At 66.2% G+C, this 18,532-nt stretch carries 19 protein-coding genes; 17 read left to right on the forward strand and 2 right to left on the reverse strand.

Features of this window, described 5'->3' with window-relative positions; genetic code table 11:
• Position 1: 1 nt before the first annotated feature.
• The 11 genes from rseP (at position 2) to ACEN9H_RS10715 (ending at position 11,514) form a co-directional block, all read left to right on the forward strand.
• Positions 2 to 1,348: an RIP metalloprotease RseP gene (gene rseP, locus ACEN9H_RS10665; protein ID WP_413674727.1), complete on the forward strand. Its 1,347-nt coding sequence runs from the start codon at positions 2 to 4 to the stop codon at positions 1,346 to 1,348.
• A 140-nt stretch (positions 1,349 to 1,488) separates the two neighbouring features.
• Positions 1,489 to 3,849, forward strand: coding sequence for an outer membrane protein assembly factor BamA (gene bamA, locus ACEN9H_RS10670; protein WP_413674728.1), 2,361 nt, complete (start codon positions 1,489 to 1,491; stop codon positions 3,847 to 3,849).
• 35 nt (positions 3,850 to 3,884) lie between these two features.
• Positions 3,885 to 4,406, forward strand: coding sequence for an OmpH family outer membrane protein (locus ACEN9H_RS10675; RefSeq protein ID WP_082577389.1), 522 nt, complete (start codon positions 3,885 to 3,887; stop codon positions 4,404 to 4,406).
• 91 nt (positions 4,407 to 4,497) lie between these two features.
• Positions 4,498 to 5,556: a UDP-3-O-(3-hydroxymyristoyl)glucosamine N-acyltransferase gene (gene lpxD / locus ACEN9H_RS10680; RefSeq protein ID WP_413674729.1), complete on the forward strand. Its 1,059-nt coding sequence runs from the start codon at positions 4,498 to 4,500 to the stop codon at positions 5,554 to 5,556.
• Positions 5,553 to 6,038: a 3-hydroxyacyl-ACP dehydratase FabZ gene (gene fabZ / locus ACEN9H_RS10685; protein WP_371760538.1), complete on the forward strand. Its 486-nt coding sequence runs from the start codon at positions 5,553 to 5,555 to the stop codon at positions 6,036 to 6,038. Before lpxD ends, fabZ begins: the two co-directional genes overlap by 4 nt.
• Positions 6,038 to 6,826, forward strand: a complete 789-nt coding sequence (gene lpxA / locus ACEN9H_RS10690; RefSeq protein WP_413674730.1) for an acyl-ACP--UDP-N-acetylglucosamine O-acyltransferase — start codon at positions 6,038 to 6,040, stop codon at positions 6,824 to 6,826. The genes fabZ and lpxA overlap by 1 nt, the downstream gene beginning before the upstream one ends.
• Entirely contained in the window at positions 6,810 to 7,970 is a 1,161-nt protein-coding gene (gene lpxB, locus ACEN9H_RS10695; protein WP_413674731.1) for a lipid-A-disaccharide synthase, read from the forward strand. Before lpxA ends, lpxB begins: the two co-directional genes overlap by 17 nt.
• Positions 7,967 to 8,623 (forward strand): ribonuclease HII, encoded by a 657-nt coding sequence (rnhB, locus tag ACEN9H_RS10700; RefSeq protein WP_160407679.1) that lies wholly within the window; start codon positions 7,967 to 7,969, stop codon positions 8,621 to 8,623. The genes lpxB and rnhB overlap by 4 nt, the downstream gene beginning before the upstream one ends.
• On the forward strand, positions 8,620 to 9,411 hold the full coding sequence (locus ACEN9H_RS10705; RefSeq protein ID WP_413674732.1) for a TrmH family RNA methyltransferase: 792 nt from the start codon (positions 8,620 to 8,622) through the stop codon (positions 9,409 to 9,411). Before rnhB ends, ACEN9H_RS10705 begins: the two co-directional genes overlap by 4 nt.
• A gap of 51 nt (positions 9,412 to 9,462) precedes the next feature.
• Positions 9,463 to 10,674 (forward strand): EAL domain-containing protein, encoded by a 1,212-nt coding sequence (locus tag ACEN9H_RS10710; RefSeq protein WP_413674733.1) that lies wholly within the window; start codon positions 9,463 to 9,465, stop codon positions 10,672 to 10,674.
• Entirely contained in the window at positions 10,675 to 11,514 is an 840-nt protein-coding gene (locus ACEN9H_RS10715; protein WP_413674734.1) for a DUF2071 domain-containing protein, read from the forward strand.
• On the opposite strand, the gene ACEN9H_RS10720 is transcribed toward ACEN9H_RS10715, so the two are convergent.
• Positions 11,511 to 12,359 carry a pyruvate, water dikinase regulatory protein gene (locus tag ACEN9H_RS10720; RefSeq protein WP_056135226.1) on the reverse strand — a complete coding sequence of 283 codons (849 nt, stop codon included), beginning with the start codon at positions 12,357 to 12,359 and terminating at the stop codon, positions 11,511 to 11,513. The two genes, ACEN9H_RS10715 and ACEN9H_RS10720, sit on opposite strands and share 4 nt — an antisense overlap.
• Before the next feature lie 370 nt (positions 12,360 to 12,729).
• Here ACEN9H_RS10720 and ppsA point away from each other — a divergent pair, with 370 nt between their 5' ends.
• A complete protein-coding gene (gene ppsA, locus ACEN9H_RS10725; protein ID WP_056135952.1) occupies positions 12,730 to 15,087 on the forward strand; it encodes a phosphoenolpyruvate synthase in 2,358 nt (785 codons plus the stop codon).
• Between the two features lie 61 nt (positions 15,088 to 15,148).
• On the opposite strand, the gene ACEN9H_RS10730 is transcribed toward ppsA, so the two are convergent.
• The gene (locus tag ACEN9H_RS10730; RefSeq protein ID WP_160407686.1) at positions 15,149 to 16,102 is read right to left on the reverse strand and encodes a hypothetical protein; all 954 of its coding nucleotides are present in this window, start codon (positions 16,100 to 16,102) and stop codon (positions 15,149 to 15,151) included.
• Between ACEN9H_RS10730 and ACEN9H_RS10735 the strand changes: the two genes are divergently transcribed.
• The 5 genes from ACEN9H_RS10735 to ACEN9H_RS10755 all read left to right on the forward strand — a co-directional run bounded on the left by ACEN9H_RS10735 (position 16,101) and on the right by ACEN9H_RS10755 (position 18,525).
• Complete coding sequence (locus ACEN9H_RS10735; protein ID WP_056135220.1) at positions 16,101 to 16,292, forward strand: hypothetical protein; 192 nt, start codon at positions 16,101 to 16,103, stop codon at positions 16,290 to 16,292. The two genes, ACEN9H_RS10730 and ACEN9H_RS10735, sit on opposite strands and share 2 nt — an antisense overlap.
• Positions 16,293 to 16,655, forward strand: a complete 363-nt coding sequence (locus ACEN9H_RS10740; protein ID WP_371768413.1) for a hypothetical protein — start codon at positions 16,293 to 16,295, stop codon at positions 16,653 to 16,655.
• Positions 16,656 to 16,797: 142 nt separating this feature from the next.
• Positions 16,798 to 17,220, forward strand: coding sequence for an NfeD family protein (locus tag ACEN9H_RS10745; protein WP_056135214.1), 423 nt, complete (start codon positions 16,798 to 16,800; stop codon positions 17,218 to 17,220).
• A complete protein-coding gene (locus ACEN9H_RS10750; protein WP_056135212.1) occupies positions 17,217 to 17,576 on the forward strand; it encodes a hypothetical protein in 360 nt (119 codons plus the stop codon). The genes ACEN9H_RS10745 and ACEN9H_RS10750 overlap by 4 nt, the downstream gene beginning before the upstream one ends.
• Before the next feature lie 25 nt (positions 17,577 to 17,601).
• On the forward strand, positions 17,602 to 18,525 hold the full coding sequence (locus ACEN9H_RS10755; protein WP_056135209.1) for an SPFH domain-containing protein: 924 nt from the start codon (positions 17,602 to 17,604) through the stop codon (positions 18,523 to 18,525).
• Positions 18,526 to 18,532 lie beyond the last annotated feature (7 nt).

Raw genomic sequence — 18,532 nt, forward strand, 5'->3', positions numbered from 1 at the left:
CATGAACCTGATCCACACCCTGCTGGCCTTCCTGCTGGCGCTGGGACCGCTGATCGTCTTTCACGAACTGGGCCACTACGTCGTCGCGCGCCTGTGCGGCGTGAAGGTGCTGCGCTTCTCGATCGGCATGGGGCGCATCGTGTGGTCGCGCCGCTTCGGTCCGGACCAGACGGAATGGGCGATCTCGGCGCTGCCCATCGGCGGCTACGTGAAGATGCTCGACGCGCGCGATCCCTCTACCGCGCCGACCAACGACGCGGACCTGCCGCGCGAATTCACGCGCCAGAACGTGTGGAAGCGCATCGCCATCGTGGCGGCGGGCCCCATCGCCAACTTCATCCTCGCCATCGTCGTGATGGCGGCGCTGTTCATGCACGGGAAAGAGGAGCCGGGCACGCGCCTGCGCGCGATGCCGGAGGCGTCGGCCGTGTACAAGGCGGGCGTGCGCGGCGGCGACGTCGTCACGGCCGTCAACGGCAGGCCCGTGCAGTCGTGGACGGAGCTGCGCTGGGAGATCGTGCGCGCCGCCATCGACAAGCATGCGGCCGAACTGACCTTGCGCGGGCCGGGCCCGAACTCGGCGCCATACCGCGCCGTGCTGCCCGCGGACCGCATGGCCAGCCTGGACGTCGACAGCGACGTGCTGGGCGTCCTCGGCATGCAGCTGTGGCGCCCGCGGCCCAGCGTCGACAAGGTGCTGCCGGACGGCGCCGCCGCGCGCGCGGGCCTGCGCCAGGGTGACCTCGTGACCTCGATCGACGGCAAGAACATCGCAGACGGCATCGACTTCATCGAAGCCGTGCGCGGCGCCGCCGGCAAGACCCTGCAGGTGGGTGTGCAGCGCGGTGACCAGTTGCTCGTGCTGCCCCTCACGCCGGACCGCGATCCGCAGTCGGGCAAGGGCCTGGTGAAGCTGATGATCGCGCAGGCGCCGGAGATGGTGACCGTGAAGGCGGGGCCGCTGGAGGCGTTCGCGAAGGGTGCGCAGCGCACGTGGGAGACGAGCGCGATGACCGTCAAGATGATCGCGAAGATGATCGTGGGCGAGGTCTCGCTGAAAAATGTAACCGGCCCGATCACGATCGCGGACGTGGCCGGACAGACCGCCCGCTCTGGCCTGGAGCCGTTCCTGGAGTTCATCGCCTTCATCTCCATCAGCCTGGGTGTAATGAATCTGTTACCAATTCCCGTTCTGGACGGTGGCCATTTGCTGTATTATTCGCTGGAAGTTTTGACCGGGCGCCCCTTGCCCGCGCGGATCGGCGAGATCGCGCAGCGTGCCGGGGTCGGCCTGCTGTTCATGCTGATGGCGCTTGCCGTCTTCAACGACCTGGTGCGACTGCTCTGAACACACGGCACTCCGATATGCACGCTGCGCCTGCGGCGTGCACCGGAGTGTCCGGCTTAAGCAGATGTTCGGCTCGAGCAGACCATGCACCGGCGAAGAACAAGTAACGTTGTCCAATGACTGACCCATTGATCTAACCGATGAATTTACAACCCGAACGTTTTGCCCAGCCGCGTTTTGCCTTGCCCTCCCGTCGCAGCATGATCGGCGCAGCCGTGCTGGCCCTCTGTGCCGGTCACGCCGCCGCCGTCGCTCCCTTCGTCGTGAAGGACATCCGGGTCGAAGGCATCCAGCGGACCGAGGCAGGCACGGTGTTCAGCTACCTGCCGGTGCGCGTGGGCGAGACCTTCGACGACGAAAAAGGCACGGCGGCGATCAAGGCGCTGTATGCCACCGGCTTCTTCAAGGACATCCGCCTGGAAGAAGAAAACGGCGTGCTCGTGGTCCTGGTCGAGGAACGTCCGGCCATCGCCGCCGTCGACTTCACCGGCACCAAGGAATTCGAAAAGGACATGCTCGTCAAGGCGCTGAAGGACATCGGCGTCGGCGAGACCAAGATCTTCGACAAGGCCTCCGTCGACCGCGCCGAGCAGGAGCTCAAGCGCCAGTACCTGTCGCACGGCCTGTACGGCGTCAAGATCACCACGACCGTCACCCCGATCGAGCGTAACCGCGTGAACGTCATGTTCAACGTGGACGAGGGCGACGTCGCCAAGATCAAGCAGATCAACATCGTCGGCAACAAGGCGTTCTCCGACAAGGAACTGCGCCAGCTGCTGCAGCTGAACACCTCCGGCTGGTTCACGTGGTATTCCAAGGCCGACCAGTACTCGAAGCAGAAGCTGACGGGCGACCTGGAGACCATCAAGTCGTGGTACCTGAATCACGGCTACCTGGAAGTGAACGTCGAGTCCACGCAGGTCTCGATCACCCCGGACAAGAAGGACATCTACCTCACCATCAACATCACGGAAGGCGAGAAGTACACCGTCTCCGGCGTCAAGATGGATGGCGAACTGTTCGGCCGCGGGGAAGAACTCAAGAACCTGATCCTGCTGAAGCCGGGCCAGACGTATTCCGGCGACCTGCAGGAAGCATCGAACAAGCGCATCGCCGACCGTCTCGCGAGCTTCGGCTACGCGTTCGCGAACGTCACCGCGAACCCGGAGATCAACCGCGAGAAGCGCGAAGTCGCCTTCACGTTCTTCGTCGATCCGGGCAAGCGCGCGTACGTGCGCCATATGACCATCTCGGGCAACACGATCACCCGCGACGAAGTGATCCGCCGCGAATTCCGCCAGTTCGAGAGCTCGTGGTACGACCCGAACCGGGTGAAGATGTCGCGCGACCGCGTCGACCGCATGGGTTATTTCAAGGACGTGACGGTCGAGACGCCGGAAGCGCAGGGCACCAACGACGCCGTGGACGTGAACATCGCCGTCGTCGAAAAGCCGACCGGTAACTTCATGGTCGGCGGCGCGTTCTCGCAGGCGGAGAAATTCACCTTCACCGCGTCCGTCACGCAGGCCAACTTCGCCGGCAGCGGCAACACGGTCGGCATCGAACTGAACACCAGCCGCTACAACCGCACGATCTCGTTCGCGCAGACGAACCCGTACTTCACCGACGACGGCATCTCGCGCGCGTTCCAGCTGTACCTGCGCACGTCGCGTCCGCCGGCGCTGAACATCGGTTCGTACACCGTGCGCCAGCAGGGCGGCAACCTCACGTTCGGCGTGCCGTTCTCGGAAATCGACACCGTCTACTTCGGCGCCGGCCTGGAAAAGACCCGCCTCGAGACGGACGAGAGCTCACCGACGCTGTACCAGCAGTTCGTGATGCAGAACTCGAAGGACCCGATCGCGAAGGCGACGGGCGTGGGCGAGGCGACGACGAATGCGATCCCGCTGACCGTGGCCTGGGGCCGCGATTCGCGCGACTCCGCCATCACGCCGACGCGCGGCCGCTACCAGCGCGCCAACCTGGAAGTCGACCTCCTCGGCGACTCCAAGTACTACCGCGTGGTGTACGAGCACCAGTGGTACCGTCCGATCACGCGCTGGATGACCCTCGCGCTGAAGGGTGAGCTGGACTACGGCGCGGGCCTCGGCGGCCACGCGTACCCGGTCTTCAAGAACTTCTACGGCGGCGGCATCGGTTCGGTGCGCGGCTACGAGAGCTCGTCGCTCGGTATCGTCGACCCGCGCACGTACGACGCCCTGGGCGGCGCCAAGCGCGTGATCGGCAACGCCGAGCTGCAGTTCCCGTTCCCGGGCAGCGGCCAGGATCGCTCGCTGCGCTGGTTCACCTTTGCCGACGGCGGCCAGATCTACCAGGAGCACGAACCGATCCGCACGTCGCAGCTGCGCTACTCGGCGGGTATCGGCCTGTCGTGGATTTCCCCGGTGGGCCCGCTCAAGTTGAGTTATGCTAAGCCCTTGAACGCGAAGGAGGGCGACCGCCTTGAGCGCTTCCAGTTCCAGATGGGTACCGGTTTCTGACCCGGCCCGTCGTCGAAACAAGGATTGCGAAGAATATGTTGAAAAAATCGTTAGCCGCGCTGCCGCGTAGCCTGGTGCTGGCGCTGCTGTGCGCCGGTGCGATGGCGCAGGCGTCCGCGCAGAGCGGGATGAGCCGCATCGGCTTCGTCTACACCGAGCGCCTGATGACCGAGTCCAAGCTGGCCAAGGCGGCGGACGCGAAGCTGCAGTCGGAATTCTCCAAGCGCCAGAAACAGCTCGACGACGCAGTGCAGAAGTACAAGGTGAGCCGCGAGAAATTCGACGACGAAGCGCCGAAACTCTCCGACGTCGACCGCACCAAGCGCACGCGCGAGCTGCTCGACATGGAGAAGGACGTGCAGCGCATGCAGCGCGAGTACAACGAGGACCTGTTCCAGCGCAAGAACGAGGAGCGCGCCGCCATCGCGCAGAAAGCCTATAAACTGATCGAGCAGGTGGCCGAGCAGGAACACCTCGACGTCGTGCTGCAGGAAGCCATCTGGACCAGTCCGCGCATCGACATCACCGACCGGATCCTCAAACTGCTCGACAAGTAAGCATGTGAGCATGTGAGCCAACACGCTTCCCGGATGCCGGCCGGCTCGTTGAGCGGCCGGCAGTTTTCACTTCTTTTACGGAACGACCACGATGGGCACTCGACTGGGTGATTTGGTCGAACGCTTCGGTGGCCAGCTGGTAGGTGACCCGGACCTCGAGGTCCAGGGCATCGCACCGCTCGACGGCGCCGGCGCTTCGCACATCAGCTTTCTCAGCAACAGCAAACTGCGCGCGCTGGCCGCGCAAAGCGGCGCCGCGGCGCTGATCGTCTCGCCGCTGGACGACGCCACCGTCGCCACGACCTATGCCGGCGCGCGCATCGTCACCACCAACCCGTACGCCTATTTCGCCCGCGTCGCGCAGTACTTCGTGGCGCTCGAGGAAGTCGTGCCGCCGCCGGGCATCCACCCCAGCGCCGTCGTGCACGAGACGGCGCGCATCGCCCCGACCGCGCATATCGGCCCGAACGCGACGATCGAAGAGGGCGCCGTGATCGACGCCGGCGTGCGGATCGACGCCGGCTGCTTCGTCGGACGCGAGGCGGAGATCGGGGCAGACACGCATTTGTTCGCGAACGTGACCTTCCATGCGCGCTGCAAGATCGGCAAGCGCGGCATCCTGCACTCGGGCGCCGTGATCGGCACCGACGGTTTCGGCTTCGCGCGCGAGAACGGCGTGTACATCAAGATCCCGCAGACGGGCCGCGTGCTGCTGGGCGACGACGTCGACGTCGGCGCCAACACGACCATCGACCGCGGCGCGCTGGACGACACGATCATCGAAGACGGCGTGAAGCTCGACAACCAGATCCAGATCGGCCATAACTGCCGCATCGGGGCGAATACTGCCATGGCCGGCTGCGTGGGGGTAGCCGGCAGCGCGAAGATCGGCAAGAATTGCACGTTCGGCGGCGCGGCGATGGTGCTGGGGCACCTGGAAATCGCGGACAACGTCCATATCTCCTCGGGCAGCATGGTGTCGCGCTCCGTGCTCGAGCCGGGGCAGTACACGGGCTTTTATCCGCTCGCCAAGAACGCCGAATGGGAAAAGAGCGCCGCCATCGTGCGCAACCTGTCCTCGCTGCGCGAGAAGATGCGCAGCCTGGAAAAACAGATCAAACAATTGACGGAACCATCAGAACAAAAATGACGACCGAAGCCACCACCGCGACCAACAAGACCCTGGGGATCAACGAGATCAAGGAATACCTGCCGCACCGCTACCCGCTGCTGCTGGTGGACCGCGTGGTCGACTATGAGCTGGGCAAGACCATCACCGCCATCAAGAACGTGACCGTCAACGAAGAATTCTTCAACGGCCACTTCCCGCACAAGCCCGTGATGCCGGGCGTGCTGATGATCGAGGCGCTGGCGCAGACCGCAGCGATCCTGTCGTTCATGACCATGAACGTCAAGCCGGACGAGAACTCCGTCGTGTACTTCGTCGGCATCGACAACGCGCGCTTCAAGCGTCCGGTCGAGCCGGGCGACCAGCTCAAGATGGACATCGAGATCCTGCGCACCTCGCGCGGCATCTGGAAGTACAAGGCTGTCGCCAGCGTCGACGGCAAGGTCGCCGTCGAAGCTGAGCTGATGTGCACCATCCGCGCGAACGAGAAGGCAGGACAGTGATGAGCAAGGTCCACCCGAGCGCGATCGTCGATCCGAAGGCGGAGCTGGATTCCACCGTCGAAGTCGGCCCGTATTCGATCATCGGGCCGGACGTGCGCATCGGCGCGGGCACGGTCGTGGGCCCGCACGTCGTCATCGAAGGCCACACGACGATCGGCCGCGACAACCGCATCTTCCAGTTCGCGTCGCTGGGCGCCGCCCCGCAGGACAAGAAGTGGGCCGGCGAACCGACCCGCCTGGAAATCGGCGACCGCAACACGATCCGCGAATTCTGCACGTTCAACCTCGGTACCGTGCAGGATGCGGGCGTGACGCGCCTCGGCGACGACAACTGGATGTCCGCGTACACGCACCTGGCGCACGACTGCCAGGTCGGCAGCAACACGATCTTCTCGAACAATGCGCAGCTTGCGGGCCACGTGCACGTGGGCGACTGGGCGATCCTGTCGGGCTACTGCGGCGTGCACCAGTTCTGCAAGATCGGCGCGCACGCGTTCGTCGGCATGTACACGAGCCTCACGCAGGACGTGCCGCCGTTCGTCCTCGTCTCCGGCAACCCGGCCGAAGCGCACGGCGTGAACATCGAAGGGCTCAAGCGCCGCGGCTTCACGCGCGAGCAGATCAACGCGATCCGCACCGCGTACAAGACCATCTACCGTTCCGGCCTCACGCTGGAAGAAGCCAAGGCCAGGCTGGCGGAAGAGGAAGCCGCCGCCGGCGACGCCGCACAGCACATCCGCGCGCTGCGCGACTTCCTCGACAACGCGAGCCGTGGCATCGTCCGCTGAAGTCACGAAGCTCGCGCTGGTCGCCGGCGAAGTGTCCGGCGACCTGCTCGCGGCGCGCCTGATGGCGGGCCTCAAGCCGCGCCTGCCGGGCGTGGCGTTTTCCGGCATCGGCGGTCCGCGCATGCTGGAGCAGGGCCTCGTGTCGGACGTCCCGATGGACACGCTCACCGTGCGCGGCCTGCTGCCCGTGCTGCTGCGCTACCGCGAACTGAAGGGCATCCAGAACCGCCTGCGCGACCGCCTGCTGGCCGAGCGTCCGGCCGCATTCATCGGCGCCGACTACCCCGGCTTCAATCTCGGCCTGGAAGAGCAGTTGCGCGCGGCCGGCATCCCGACCGTGCACTTCGTCGGCCCGCAGATCTGGGCGTGGCGCGGCGGGCGCATCAAGAAAATCCAGCGCGCCGTCTCGCACATGCTCGTGATCTTCCCGTTCGAGGAAGAGATCTATCAAAAGGCCGGCGTGCCCGTCACGTACATCGGCCATCCGCTGGCGGAGACGATCCCGCTGGTGCCCGACGTGCTTGCCGCGCGCCGCCAGCTCGGCCTGCCGGAGAACGCGCGCGTCGTGACCGTCATGCCGGGCAGCCGCATGTCGGAAATCAAGTACCTGACCGAGCCCTACGTGCGGACAGTCCAACTGCTGGCGGCGCGGGATCCGTCAGTGCGCTTCATCGCGCCGATGGCGGGCGAACGGCAAAAAGCGTATTTTATGGAACTGGTGGCGAAGGCCGGTCTACAGGACGTGCCGCTGCAGCTCGTCGACGGCGAATCGCATGCGTGCATCGCGGCGGCCGACGCCGTGCTGGCCGCCTCGGGCACCGCGACCCTGGAAGTGGCGCTGTACAAAAAGCCGATGGTGATCGCCTACAAGGTCTTGCAGGCCGAGTGGCTGCTCATCCGGAACATGGGCTATCTGCCGTGGATCGGGCTGCCGAACATCCTGGCGCGCGACTTCGTCGTGCCGGAATTCCTGCAGCACGCGGCCACGCCGGAAGCGCTGGCGGAGGCCGTCTGGTTCCAGCTGACGGACGAGAACAACCGGGTGAGGCTGCAGCAACGCTTCACCGAAATGCATCACAGCCTGCTGCGCGACAGCGCGCGCGAAAGCGCCCGCGCCGTGCTCGAGGTGATAGGCAAAGCATGAGAAAGAAGACCTTCGATTTCTACCCCGGCCTGGCGAAGAAGAACCGGCCGTTCACGCTGGACGACATCGTCTGCGGCGTGGACGAGGCCGGACGCGGCCCGCTGGCCGGCCCGGTGTTCGCGGCCGCCGTGATCCTCGATCCGGCCCGTCCGATCGAAGGCTTGCGCGACTCGAAAAAACTGACGGAAGCACGGCGCGACGAGCTGGCGCCGCTGATCAGGGAGCACGCGCTGGCGTGGGCCATCGCCGAGTGCTCGCACGCGGAAATCGACACGCTGAACATCCTGCAGGCGACGATGCTGGCGATGCGCCGCGCCGTCGAACAGCTGGCGACCGTACCGACCATCGCCCTCATCGACGGCAACCGCTGCCCGCAATTCGCGCCGCACATCCGCGCGCACGCGGTGGTGGAGGGCGACGACAAGGTGCATGCGATCTCCGCCGCGTCGATCCTCGCGAAGACGGCGCGCGATGCGGCGCTCGTCGCGCTGCATGACACGTATCCGCAGTATGCGTTCGACCAGCACAAGGGCTATTCGACGGCGCTGCACCTCGCGCGCCTGCGCGAGCATGGTCCGAGTCCGGTGCACCGGCGCACCTTCGCGCCCGTGCGTGCGTTGCTCGAACCTGACCTGTTCGGGGAGCTCGCATGAAGAGCGTGACCTCGCGCGACAACCCGTTTTATAAAGAGCTGAAACACCTCGCGGGCAGCAGCCAGGCCCTGCGCAAGGCCGGCCGTTCGCTGCTGGACGGCGTGCACCTGTGCCAGGCCTACCTCGACCTCGTCGGGCAGCCCGTGCACTGCATCGTGTCCGAAGGCGCGCTGGCGAATCCCGAAGTGGCCGCCATCGTCGACCGCGTGACGGCGCCGGCCACGTCGCTGCCGGACGCGCTGTTCGGCGCGCTGTCGCAGGTCGAACACGGCATCCATCTGCTGTTCCTCGTCGAGACGCCGCGGCCGGTTCGTCCGGACGCCCTGGTGCAATCGGCCGTGCTGCTGGACGGCGTGCAGGACCCGGGCAATGCCGGCTCCATCCTCAGGAGTGCCGGCGCGGCGGGCATCAGGCAGGTGTATTGCAGCCCCGGCACCGCGTCGTGCTGGTCGCCGAAGGTGCTGCGCGCCGCGATGGGCGCCCATTTCGTGCTGGAGATCTTCGAGAACGTCGACCTGGCGGACCTGATCCGCACTGCGCAGGTGCCCGTGCTGGCGACGAGCGGCTATGCCAGCGAGCGGATCTACGACGTGGACCTGTCCCGCCCCGTCGCCTGGCTGCTGGGCCATGAAGGGCAGGGCGTGTCGGATGCGCTGCTGGACCTGGCCACGCACCGCGTCGTCATCCCGCACGCGGGCGCCGTGGAATCGCTGAACGTCGCCGCGTGCGCGGCCGTGTGTTTCTTCGAGCAGCTGCGCCAGCAAACGACGAAACCCCGGCGGGCATAGACGCGACAAGCCCGTTCGGTTACGCTTCGTGCAGGTCAAGACGGAGTCATGATGGACATGGGGCAAACGCAGTTGCACTCTTTGCACTTCCTGGTCGCGGAAGCGGACCCGGTGCAGCGCCGCGCGCTGATCGAGGCGCTCGGCCAGGTGGGCGCCACGCGCGTCACCGACGTGCCGGACGGCCCGATGGCGCTGCGCACCCTGCAGGCGGGTTTTACCCCGAAGATCGACGTCGCCGTCATCGACCTCGACCTGGGCGGCATGGACGGCCTGGAACTGCTGCGCGCGATCGCCGCGCTGAAGTCGGAGGTGCGGCTGATCGTCGTCGGCGCCCAGCCGGCAAGCGTGCTGTTCTCCGTCGAGAGCCTCGCGCAGGCGCATGGCGTCGACCTGCTGGGCACCGCCGCCAAGCCCGTCACGAGCACGAAACTCAAGGCCTTGCTGGACAATTACCAGGCGCCGCGGCGCGCGCCGGCGGTAGCGCCCGGCCCCAGCTTCACGTTCGCGGAAGTGGGCATGGGCCTGCAGAAGCGCCAGTTCGAGCCGTTCTTCCAGCCCAAGATCGAACTGGCGACGGGCCAGGTGAAAGGCCTGGAGACGTTCGCCCGCTGGCGCCATCCCGAGCACGGCGTGCTGGGGCCGTCGTCCTTCATCGGCGCGCTGGAAGCGAACAACCGCGTCGACTTCCTCGACTGGACGATGCTGGAAATGTCGGTGGAACGGTGCCGCCGCTACCACGACCAGGGCATCCCGATCTCGATTTCCCTGAACCTGGCGCCGGAGACGCTGGCGCATCCGCATTTCGTCCGCCAGGTGACGTCGACGATGCAGCGCCACGGCGTGCTGCCGGACTACCTGACGTTCGAGATGACGGAAACCGCTATCCTCAGCTTCGACGCCGACTTCATCGAACGCCTCGTGCGCCTGCGCATGATGGGTTTCGGCCTCGCGGTCGACGACTACGGCACGGGGCGCTCGAACCTGCAGATCCTCGCGCGCATCCCGTTCTCGGAACTCAAGATCGACCGTTCGTTCGTGGACGGCGCGTCGAAGAAGCGCCAGCTGGGCACCGTGCTGAAATCGTGCCTCGGGCTGGCGCACAGCCTCGATCGCATGTCCGTCGCCGTCGGCGTGGAGACGCGGCAGGACTGGGATTTCCTGCAGGGGCTCGGGTGCACGTATGCGCAGGGCTACCACATCGCCAATCCGATGCCGGCCGACGAATTTCCCGGCTGGCTGGAAGACTGGCGCCATTTCTTCTGAATGTACCGCCATCCGTATCCCGGCTATCCGGGACGCGTCCTCGAAGGACTGCTGAACGCACGCGGCCTCGCGCGGCTGCGCCACGCGCTGCTGTCACGCCTGCCGTTTCCCGTGCTGCGCAGCGACGTCGCGGACGTCGTGTACGTGACGTGGATGGTCGATGCGCGCGCCGCGCAGGCGCTGCTGCCGGACGGATTGCGCGTGTGGGAACGCGGCGGCCTGGCGCCGCTCACGGTGCTGACGTACCGGCACGGCCATTTCGGCCCGGCGCTGGCGGGGCCGTTGCGGCGCCTGTTCCCGTCGCCGTTGCAGAGCAACTGGCGGCTGTACCTCGACGGCCCGCCGCGCACGGTCTGGTTCCTGGAAAACATGATGGACAGCGGCGCCTATGTCGCGGCCACGCGTTTGTTCAGCGACATCATGCGCACGCACCGGCCGGCACGCTTCACGCACGACCGCGCCGGTGACGGCTTCGACACGCGTATCGACCCTGGCGCGGGCAGTGCGCCCGCGTTCGCGTGCACCGTGGGCGCAAGCGCGCAGCCCGTGCTGCCGCCGGCCTTCGCCGCCGCGTTCAAATCGTGGAACGACGCCGTGGCGATGCTCGCCCACCAGGATGCCGCGCTGGGCTGGTCGGCGCGGCTCGGGAAGCTCGTGCTGTCCCACATCGACCTGCCGATCCCGCTCGACGCCGTGCGGCCGCTGGTGCCGGCCGGCCCCGTCGCATGTTCGCTGCTGGATGCGCTGCCGGCCGCCGGGGACCCGCTGTGTTTCCTCGTGCCGAGCGTGCCGTTCCGGGTATTGTCCGAATCCGTGCTCCCGGCAAACCGGCGTACCTAGTACTCGCGGCGGTCCGGCTTGATCTCCTGGAGGATGGTCGTCGCGATCTCCTCGATCGACTTGGTGGTCGACGACAGCCACCGGATCCCCTCGCGCCGCATCAGCTGCTCGGCCTCGTTCACCTCGTAGCGGCAATTCTCCAGCGACGCATACTTGCTGCCCGCGCGCCGCTCGTTGCGGATCTCGGACAGGCGTTCCGGCGTGATCGTCAGGCCGAAGATCTTGTGCTTGAACTGCGGCAGCGCCGACGGCAGCTTGTTGCGTTCGAAATCGTCCGGGATCAGCGGGTAGTTCGCCGCCTTGATTCCGTACTGCATCGCCAGGTACAGGCTGGTCGGCGTCTTGCCCGAGCGCGACACGCCCACGAGGATCACGTCCGCGTCCGCCAGGTTCTTGTGCGACTGGCCGTCGTCGTGCGCCAGCGAGAAGTTGATGGCCTCGATGCGGTTCTTGTATTCCTCCGTGTCGACAACGTTGTGGATGCGGCCGATCGTGTGCGTCGACTTCACCCGCAATTCCTGCTCGAGCGGGGCGACGAACGTCTGGAACAGGTCCATGTGCATGCCCTGGGCCGCGCGGATCACGGCCGACAGGTCGTGTTTCACGAGCGTGGAAAACACGATCGGGCGCTGGTTGTCGGCGATCGCCGCGTCGTTGATGCGGCGGGCGGCCGCGTAGGCTTTGTCGATCGTGTCGATGAAGGGCAGGCGGATCTGCCGGAAGCGCATCTCGAACTGGCTCAGCACCGCGTGGCCGAAGGTTTCCGCCGTGATGCCCGTGCCGTCGGAAACGAAGAAAACGGTGCGCGCGGCGCCCGGACTGCCTGGGGTGTTAGCGAAAGACATGATGTTTTTTAGACAGATAATGACAAAGTTGCAGCTGGTTGGGCTGTGAAACCCGGGCGCGCGCGGTAAAATGCTCGGGAACGGGTTGTTGGATTGTGCTTTACGACGCCAAGAATAACAAGAAATCCCCCGGAAACTCGACCAGCCTGCCGCGCGAAGCCCGCCTTGAGCAACGATTGCTCGGCGCGCCGCCGCTGCCTAGCCAGGCTCGTCCGTCATCCGGCCGTCGGCGCATCCGCCGTACAGATTTCCATCATCAAAAAGGTGTTTTACCATGACTAACCTGTCGAATGCAGTATTGAAGGCGCCCGATCCCACAGCGGCCGGCGCGAGCGAAGCGGTCTACGTCGCCTCGTTCGAGACCCTGCGCATGACCGACGTCGAGTCGGTCGGCGGCAAGAACGCGTCGCTCGGCGAGATGATCAGCCAGCTGGCCGAGGCCGGCGTGCGCGTGCCGGGCGGCTTCGCCACCACGGCCCAGGCCTTCCGCGACTTCCTGAACCACTCGGTCGACGGCGGTCCCTCTCTCGGTGACCGCATTGCCCGGCGCCTGGAAGGCCTGGACATCGACGACGTACGTTCACTGGCCACCGCGGGTGCAGAGATCCGCCAGTGGATCATCGACACCCCGTTCCAGCCGCGCCTGCAGGCCGAAATCGAAGCCTTCTACGACCGCCTCGTGGCCGATTCGGACACGGAAGTGTCGTTCGCCGTGCGCTCGTCCGCCACCGCGGAAGACCTGCCGGACGCCTCGTTCGCGGGCCAGCAGGAGACGTTCCTGAACGTCGTCGGCATCGACAACGTGCTGGAAGCGATGAAGCACGTGTTCGCGTCGCTGTACAACGATCGCGCGATCTCGTACCGCGTCCATAAAGGCTTCACCCACGCCGAAGTCGCGCTGTCGGCCGGCGTGCAGCGCATGGTCCGTTCCGACACGGGCGCCGCCGGCGTCATGTTCACGATCGACACGGAATCCGGCTTCAAGGACGTCGTGTTCGTCACGTCGAGCTACGGCCTGGGCGAGACCGTCGTGCAGGGCGCCGTCAACCCGGACGAGTTCTACGTGCACAAGCCGATGCTGGAACAGGGCAAGAAGCCCGTCATCCGCAAGAACATCGGTTCCAAGCTGATCAAGATGGAGTTCACGAAGGAAGCCAAGGCCGGCCGCTCCGTGCAGACCGTCGACGTGCCCATCGAGCAGCGCAACCGCTATTCGCTGACCGACGAGGAAGTCGTCGAGCTGGCGAAATATGCCGTCATCATCGAGAAGCACTACCAGCGCCCGATGGACATCGAGTGGGGCAAGGATGGCCGCGACGGCAAGCTGTACATCCTGCAGGCCAGGCCGGAAACCGTGAAGTCGCAGCAGAAGGCGACGGATTCCCAGCAGCGCTTCAAGCTGAAGGGCACGGGCACCGTGCTGACCTCGGGCCGCGCCATCGGCCAGAAGATCGGCGCCGGTCCGGTGCGCGTCATCAACGACCCGTCCGAGATGGAAAGAGTGCAGCCGGGGGACGTGCTGGTCGCCGACATGACGGACCCGAACTGGGAGCCCGTGATGAAGCGCGCCTCCGCCATCGTGACGAACCGTGGCGGCCGCACGTGCCACGCGGCGATCATCGCCCGTGAACTGGGCGTGCCGGCCGTCGTCGGCTGCGGCGACGCGACGGAAACGCTGAAGGACGGCACGTTCGTGACCGTGTCCTGCGCCGAAGGCGACGAGGGCCGGATCTACGACGGCCTGCTGGAAACGGAAGTGACGGAATCGGCGCGCGGCGACCTGCCGGCCATCCCGACCAAGATCATGATGAACGTCGGTAACCCGCAGCTCGCGTTCGACTTCCAGTCGATCCCGAACAGCGGCGTGGGCCTGGCCCGCCTGGAGTTCATCATCAACAACAACATCGGCGTGCACCCGAAGGCGATCCTCGAGTACCCGAACATCGACAACGACCTGAAAAAGGCCGTCGAGTCGGTCGCCCGCGGCCACGCGTCGCCGCGCGCGTTCTACGTCGACAAGCTGGCCGAAGGCGTCGCGACGATCGCCGCCGCGTTCTGGCCGAAGCCCGTCATCGTGCGCCTGTCCGACTTCAAGTCGAACGAGTACAAGAAGCTGATCGGCGGTTCGCGCTACGAGCCGGACGAGGAAAATCCGATGCTGGGCTTCCGCGGCGCCGCGCGCTACCTGGCCGAGGACTTCGCCGAGTCGTTCGAGATGGAATGCATGGCCATGAAGCGCGTGCGCGACGAGATGGGCCTCACCAACGTCGAGATCATGATCCCGTTCGTGCGCACGCTGGGCCAGGCCGAAAAGGTCATCGCGCTGCTGGCGAAGTACGGCCTGAAGCGCGGCGAGAACGGCCTGCGCGTCATCATGATGTGCGAAGTGCCGTCGAACGCCATCCTGGCCGAGCAGTTCCTGGAGTACTTCGACGGCTTCTCGATCGGTTCGAACGACCTCACGCAGCTCACGCTGGGCCTGGACCGCGACTCCGGCATGGAACTGCTGGCCAAGGACTTCGACGAGCGCGACCCGGCCGTGAAAGCCATGCTGACCCTGGCGATCAAGGCCTGCCGCGCGAAGGGCAAGTACGTGGGCATCTGCGGCCAGGGGCCGTCGGACAACCTGGACTTCGCCGTGTGGCTGATGGAGCAGGGGATCGAGTCGATGTCGCTGAATCCGGACTCGGTGATCGATACGTGGCAGAAGCTGGCGTCGATGAAGTAAGCGTCGCCGGCTGCCTATGAAAAGCCGCTGCGAGGTGCTGGTCACCTTGCAGCGGCTTTTTTCATGCGTGGGCTTCCGATCCGTGCAATTGGTGGAACGCGCGTTCAAACTCATCCAGGTGGCGTGCAAGAGGCGGCGGCGAAACGGCGCGCAGGCGCCCCAGCAGCGCCTCGCCTTCGGCCACGCGCTCCGTTTCCAGGCAGGCGCGCAGCAGGTGGAAAGCGGCCTGCGGACCGTGCCGGGTGGGGTCGTAGACGGGGCCGACGAGCGTGACGATCAGGCCCGTGTGGCCATACTGCCCCAGGTCGGCCGCCATCGTCATCAGGGCGCTGCCGTCCACGTCCTCCTCGGCCAGCACGGCCGTGTACTGCTCGCGCGCCGCCGGGAGGTCGCCGGCGGCGAGATGGTGCCGGGCCAGCAGGAGCCGCGCGCGCCAGCTGCGGGGGAGGGCGCACGCCTCCTGCAGCGCCTGCAGGAAGCCCGCTTCGCCCGCGCGCGCGCGCTCGACGGCCAGCCAGCCGTTCAACCCGTGCTCGAAGTTCGGGTCGAGCCGGATGGCACGCCGCAACAGGTCGGACGCGCCGACCGAGTCTTCCCGGTCGTGCTTCACCTTGGCCAGGTTGGTGAGCAGCGCGGCCGTCTCGCCGCAGGTCCGGATGCCGGCCTGCAGCACGGCCTCGGCCTCGTCGTGCCTGCCGCTTTCCAGCAGCACGATACCGTGCGCGACATGGCTGCGTTCCGGCAGGCCGTCGATCTCGACGAGGCGCGCGGCCGCCGTCAGCAACTCGGGCGCGAAGCCGTCGGACAGCGCGGTAAGGATGGTGCCGTACAACGCGTCCGCCGTGTCCCAATGCTGCTTGAGTTGCGGATGCAGCACCTTGTCGCGCCATTCCTCGCGCGACATGACCACCTGGCGGCCGTGTTCGTCACAGGCCGTGATGACATCGTCGATGGCGGGCGCCGGGGCGGCGGCGGTCGTGCGGGTGCGGAAGGCGGCGAGCAGGCGTCGGAACATGGCGGATCTCCAGAAGGCGATGCATCGCATTATTGGCGTTGATTTCCGCATGGCAATTGATTTTCCGCGGCAAGCGGGTCACGACGCGATATGCATCAACGCGGGCACGATGTTGAGCCTGAAGCAACAAGTTGTTGACTTGTTACGGAAAAACGTTACACTTTGGCAAATAGTTTTGTCGAGGATGTGAATGAAGCGCCTGGCCTGGTTGACAATCATGATGGGAGCACTGTGGGCAGGGGCGGGTCATGCCGCCGATGCCAGCCTGTGCAAGTCGATGTGCAGCGCCGAGAAGCGCGAATGCCGGGCGAATGCGGAGGAGCTGGCCCGGGAAGACGGCGGCTCGCTGCTCGACCTGCCCGAGAAAAACCCAATGGCGCGCGCGGCACAGGAGCAGGTGCCTTCGGAAGCGGCGCGGGCGCTCGGCAATGCGGGCACGCAATCGCGCCGGATCGGCAAGGCGGGCAATTGCGACGACGCCTACCTGCGCTGCACCCGCGCCTGCGCCGCGCCGGCCGACGCCGAACTCGTCAAGCCGAAGCAGGACCGTTGACTCCGCGCACAGACGCGCTAGACTGGCGATAACGATTTGATCACCGACACGATCATTGAACCCGATATCAATCACGCGACCCTCGTCACCCGTAGCGGGCGGCGGGGGTTTTTTATCTGTCGATCCGACCACGGAGGGAACCATGGCTGACTGGATGGGCTGGCTGGTAGCGGCCGGCGTGCTCGTGATCCTGGAGCTGTTCACCGGGACGTTTTACCTGCTGATGATCGCCATCGGTCTCGCGGTCGGCGGCGTCGTCGCGCTCGCCGGCGCCGGCGGTCCCGGGCAGGCGATCGCCGCCGCCGTGGTCGGCGTGCTCGCGACGGGGCTGCTGCACCGCTCGCGCTTCGGCCATCCGGCGCGGGCCGATGCGCAGCGCGACCGCAACGTCAACCTGGACATCGGCCAGCGCGTGACCGTGCCCGCCTGGGACAACGGCCGCGCGCGCGTCATGTACCGCGGCGCGCTGTGGGACGTGGAGCTCGGGCAGGGTGTCGCGCCGCATGCGGGCGAATTCCGCATCGTCGAGGTGCACGGCAGCCGGCTCGTGGTGGGCAATCCATGACCAAGAAGCACGTCCTGACCCTGCTGGTGGCGTTGACCCTCGTGTTCGGCGTCGTCGACGCGCGCGAGATGGCGCTGGGCGTCCAGTCGAACGGCTGGGCCGTCCTGTCGACGGTGCTGTTCAGCTTCCTGAGTTTCTGCTGGTACCGGCTCGACAGCGACGCCCACCAATACCGCCGCACGGCCCTGCTGAACGTGGGCGTCGTGATGCTCGCGATCGTCGCCGTGCCTTATTACCTCGTGCGCAGCCGTCCGGCCGGGCAGAAGGGCCGCGCGCTGCTGCGCCTGGCCGGCTTCTGCCTCGTGCTCGTCGTCGCGGCGGGGCTGGGCAGCGTCGCCTACGAACTGCTCGCCTGACCCACCTTTTCAAGGAAGGAAACCCATGGAATTCACGTTCGGAACCGTCGCGCTGGTGATCTTCATCGTCGCCATCGTGTTCGTCATCAAGACCATCAACGTCGTCCCGCAGCAGCACGCATGGGTGGTGGAGCGGCTCGGCAAGTACCACGCTACCCTGGCGCCGGGCCTGAACATCGTCGTGCCCTTCGTCGACCGCATCGCCTATAAACACAGCCTGAAGGAGATCCCGCTCGACGTGCCGCCGCAGGTCTGCATCACGAAGGACAACACGCAGCTGCAAGTCGACGGCATCCTGTATTTCCAGGTGACGGACGCCATGCGCGCGTCGTACGGCGCGTCGAACTACATCCAGGCCATCACCCAGCTGGCGCAGACGACCTTGCGTTCCGTGATCGGCCGCATGGAACTGGACAAGACGTTCGAGGAGCGCGACCACATCAACACGACGATCGTCAACGCGATCGACGAATCGGCCGCCAACTGGGGCGTCAAGGTGCTGCGCTACGAGATCAAGGATCTCACGCCACCGGCCGAGATCCTGCACTCGATGCAGCGCCAGATCACGGCCGAGCGCGAGAAGCGTGCGTTGATCGCCGCGTCGGAGGGCCGGCGCCAGGAAGCCATCAACATCGCGAGCGGCGAGCGCGAAGCGGCCATCGCCCGCTCGGAAGGCGAGAAGCAGGCCGCCATCAACCGCGCGCAGGGCGAAGCCGCGGCCATCATCGCGCTGGCGGAGGCCAGCGCCAGCGCGCTGCGCCAGGTCGGCGAGGCGATCCGCTCGCCGGGCGGCATCGATGCCGTCAACCTGCGCGTGGCCGAAGAGTATGTGCACGCCTTCGGCAACCTGGCCAAGACGAACAACTCGATCATCGTTCCGGCCGACATGGGCGACATGAGCGGCCTGATCGCGTCGGCGCTGACGATCGTGAAGTCGCAGAAGGCGTGATGATGAT

This window comes from Massilia cellulosiltytica, from assembly GCF_047325105.1.
GTDB lineage: Bacteria > Pseudomonadota > Gammaproteobacteria > Burkholderiales > Burkholderiaceae_D > Telluria > Telluria orientalis.

Coding starts and splice junctions, on each gene's coding strand:
- rseP (WP_413674727.1), top strand. CDS start 2: ATGAACCTGATCCACACCCTGCTGGCCTTCCTGCTGGCGCTGGGACCG.
- bamA (WP_413674728.1), top strand. CDS start 1,489: ATGAATTTACAACCCGAACGTTTTGCCCAGCCGCGTTTTGCCTTGCCC.
- ACEN9H_RS10675 (WP_082577389.1), top strand. CDS start 3,885: ATGTTGAAAAAATCGTTAGCCGCGCTGCCGCGTAGCCTGGTGCTGGCG.
- lpxD (WP_413674729.1), top strand. CDS start 4,498: ATGGGCACTCGACTGGGTGATTTGGTCGAACGCTTCGGTGGCCAGCTG.
- fabZ (WP_371760538.1), top strand. CDS start 5,553: ATGACGACCGAAGCCACCACCGCGACCAACAAGACCCTGGGGATCAAC.
- lpxA (WP_413674730.1), top strand. CDS start 6,038: ATGAGCAAGGTCCACCCGAGCGCGATCGTCGATCCGAAGGCGGAGCTG.
- rnhB (WP_160407679.1), top strand. CDS start 7,967: ATGAGAAAGAAGACCTTCGATTTCTACCCCGGCCTGGCGAAGAAGAAC.
- ACEN9H_RS10705 (WP_413674732.1), top strand. CDS start 8,620: ATGAAGAGCGTGACCTCGCGCGACAACCCGTTTTATAAAGAGCTGAAA.
- ACEN9H_RS10710 (WP_413674733.1), top strand. CDS start 9,463: ATGGACATGGGGCAAACGCAGTTGCACTCTTTGCACTTCCTGGTCGCG.
- ACEN9H_RS10715 (WP_413674734.1), top strand. CDS start 10,675: ATGTACCGCCATCCGTATCCCGGCTATCCGGGACGCGTCCTCGAAGGA.
- ACEN9H_RS10720 (WP_056135226.1), bottom strand. CDS start 12,359: ATGTCTTTCGCTAACACCCCAGGCAGTCCGGGCGCCGCGCGCACCGTT.
- ppsA (WP_056135952.1), top strand. CDS start 12,730: ATGACCGACGTCGAGTCGGTCGGCGGCAAGAACGCGTCGCTCGGCGAG.
- ACEN9H_RS10735 (WP_056135220.1), top strand. CDS start 16,101: ATGGCGGATCTCCAGAAGGCGATGCATCGCATTATTGGCGTTGATTTC.
- ACEN9H_RS10730 (WP_160407686.1), bottom strand. CDS start 16,102: ATGTTCCGACGCCTGCTCGCCGCCTTCCGCACCCGCACGACCGCCGCC.
- ACEN9H_RS10740 (WP_371768413.1), top strand. CDS start 16,293: ATGAAGCGCCTGGCCTGGTTGACAATCATGATGGGAGCACTGTGGGCA.
- ACEN9H_RS10745 (WP_056135214.1), top strand. CDS start 16,798: ATGGCTGACTGGATGGGCTGGCTGGTAGCGGCCGGCGTGCTCGTGATC.
- ACEN9H_RS10750 (WP_056135212.1), top strand. CDS start 17,217: ATGACCAAGAAGCACGTCCTGACCCTGCTGGTGGCGTTGACCCTCGTG.
- ACEN9H_RS10755 (WP_056135209.1), top strand. CDS start 17,602: ATGGAATTCACGTTCGGAACCGTCGCGCTGGTGATCTTCATCGTCGCC.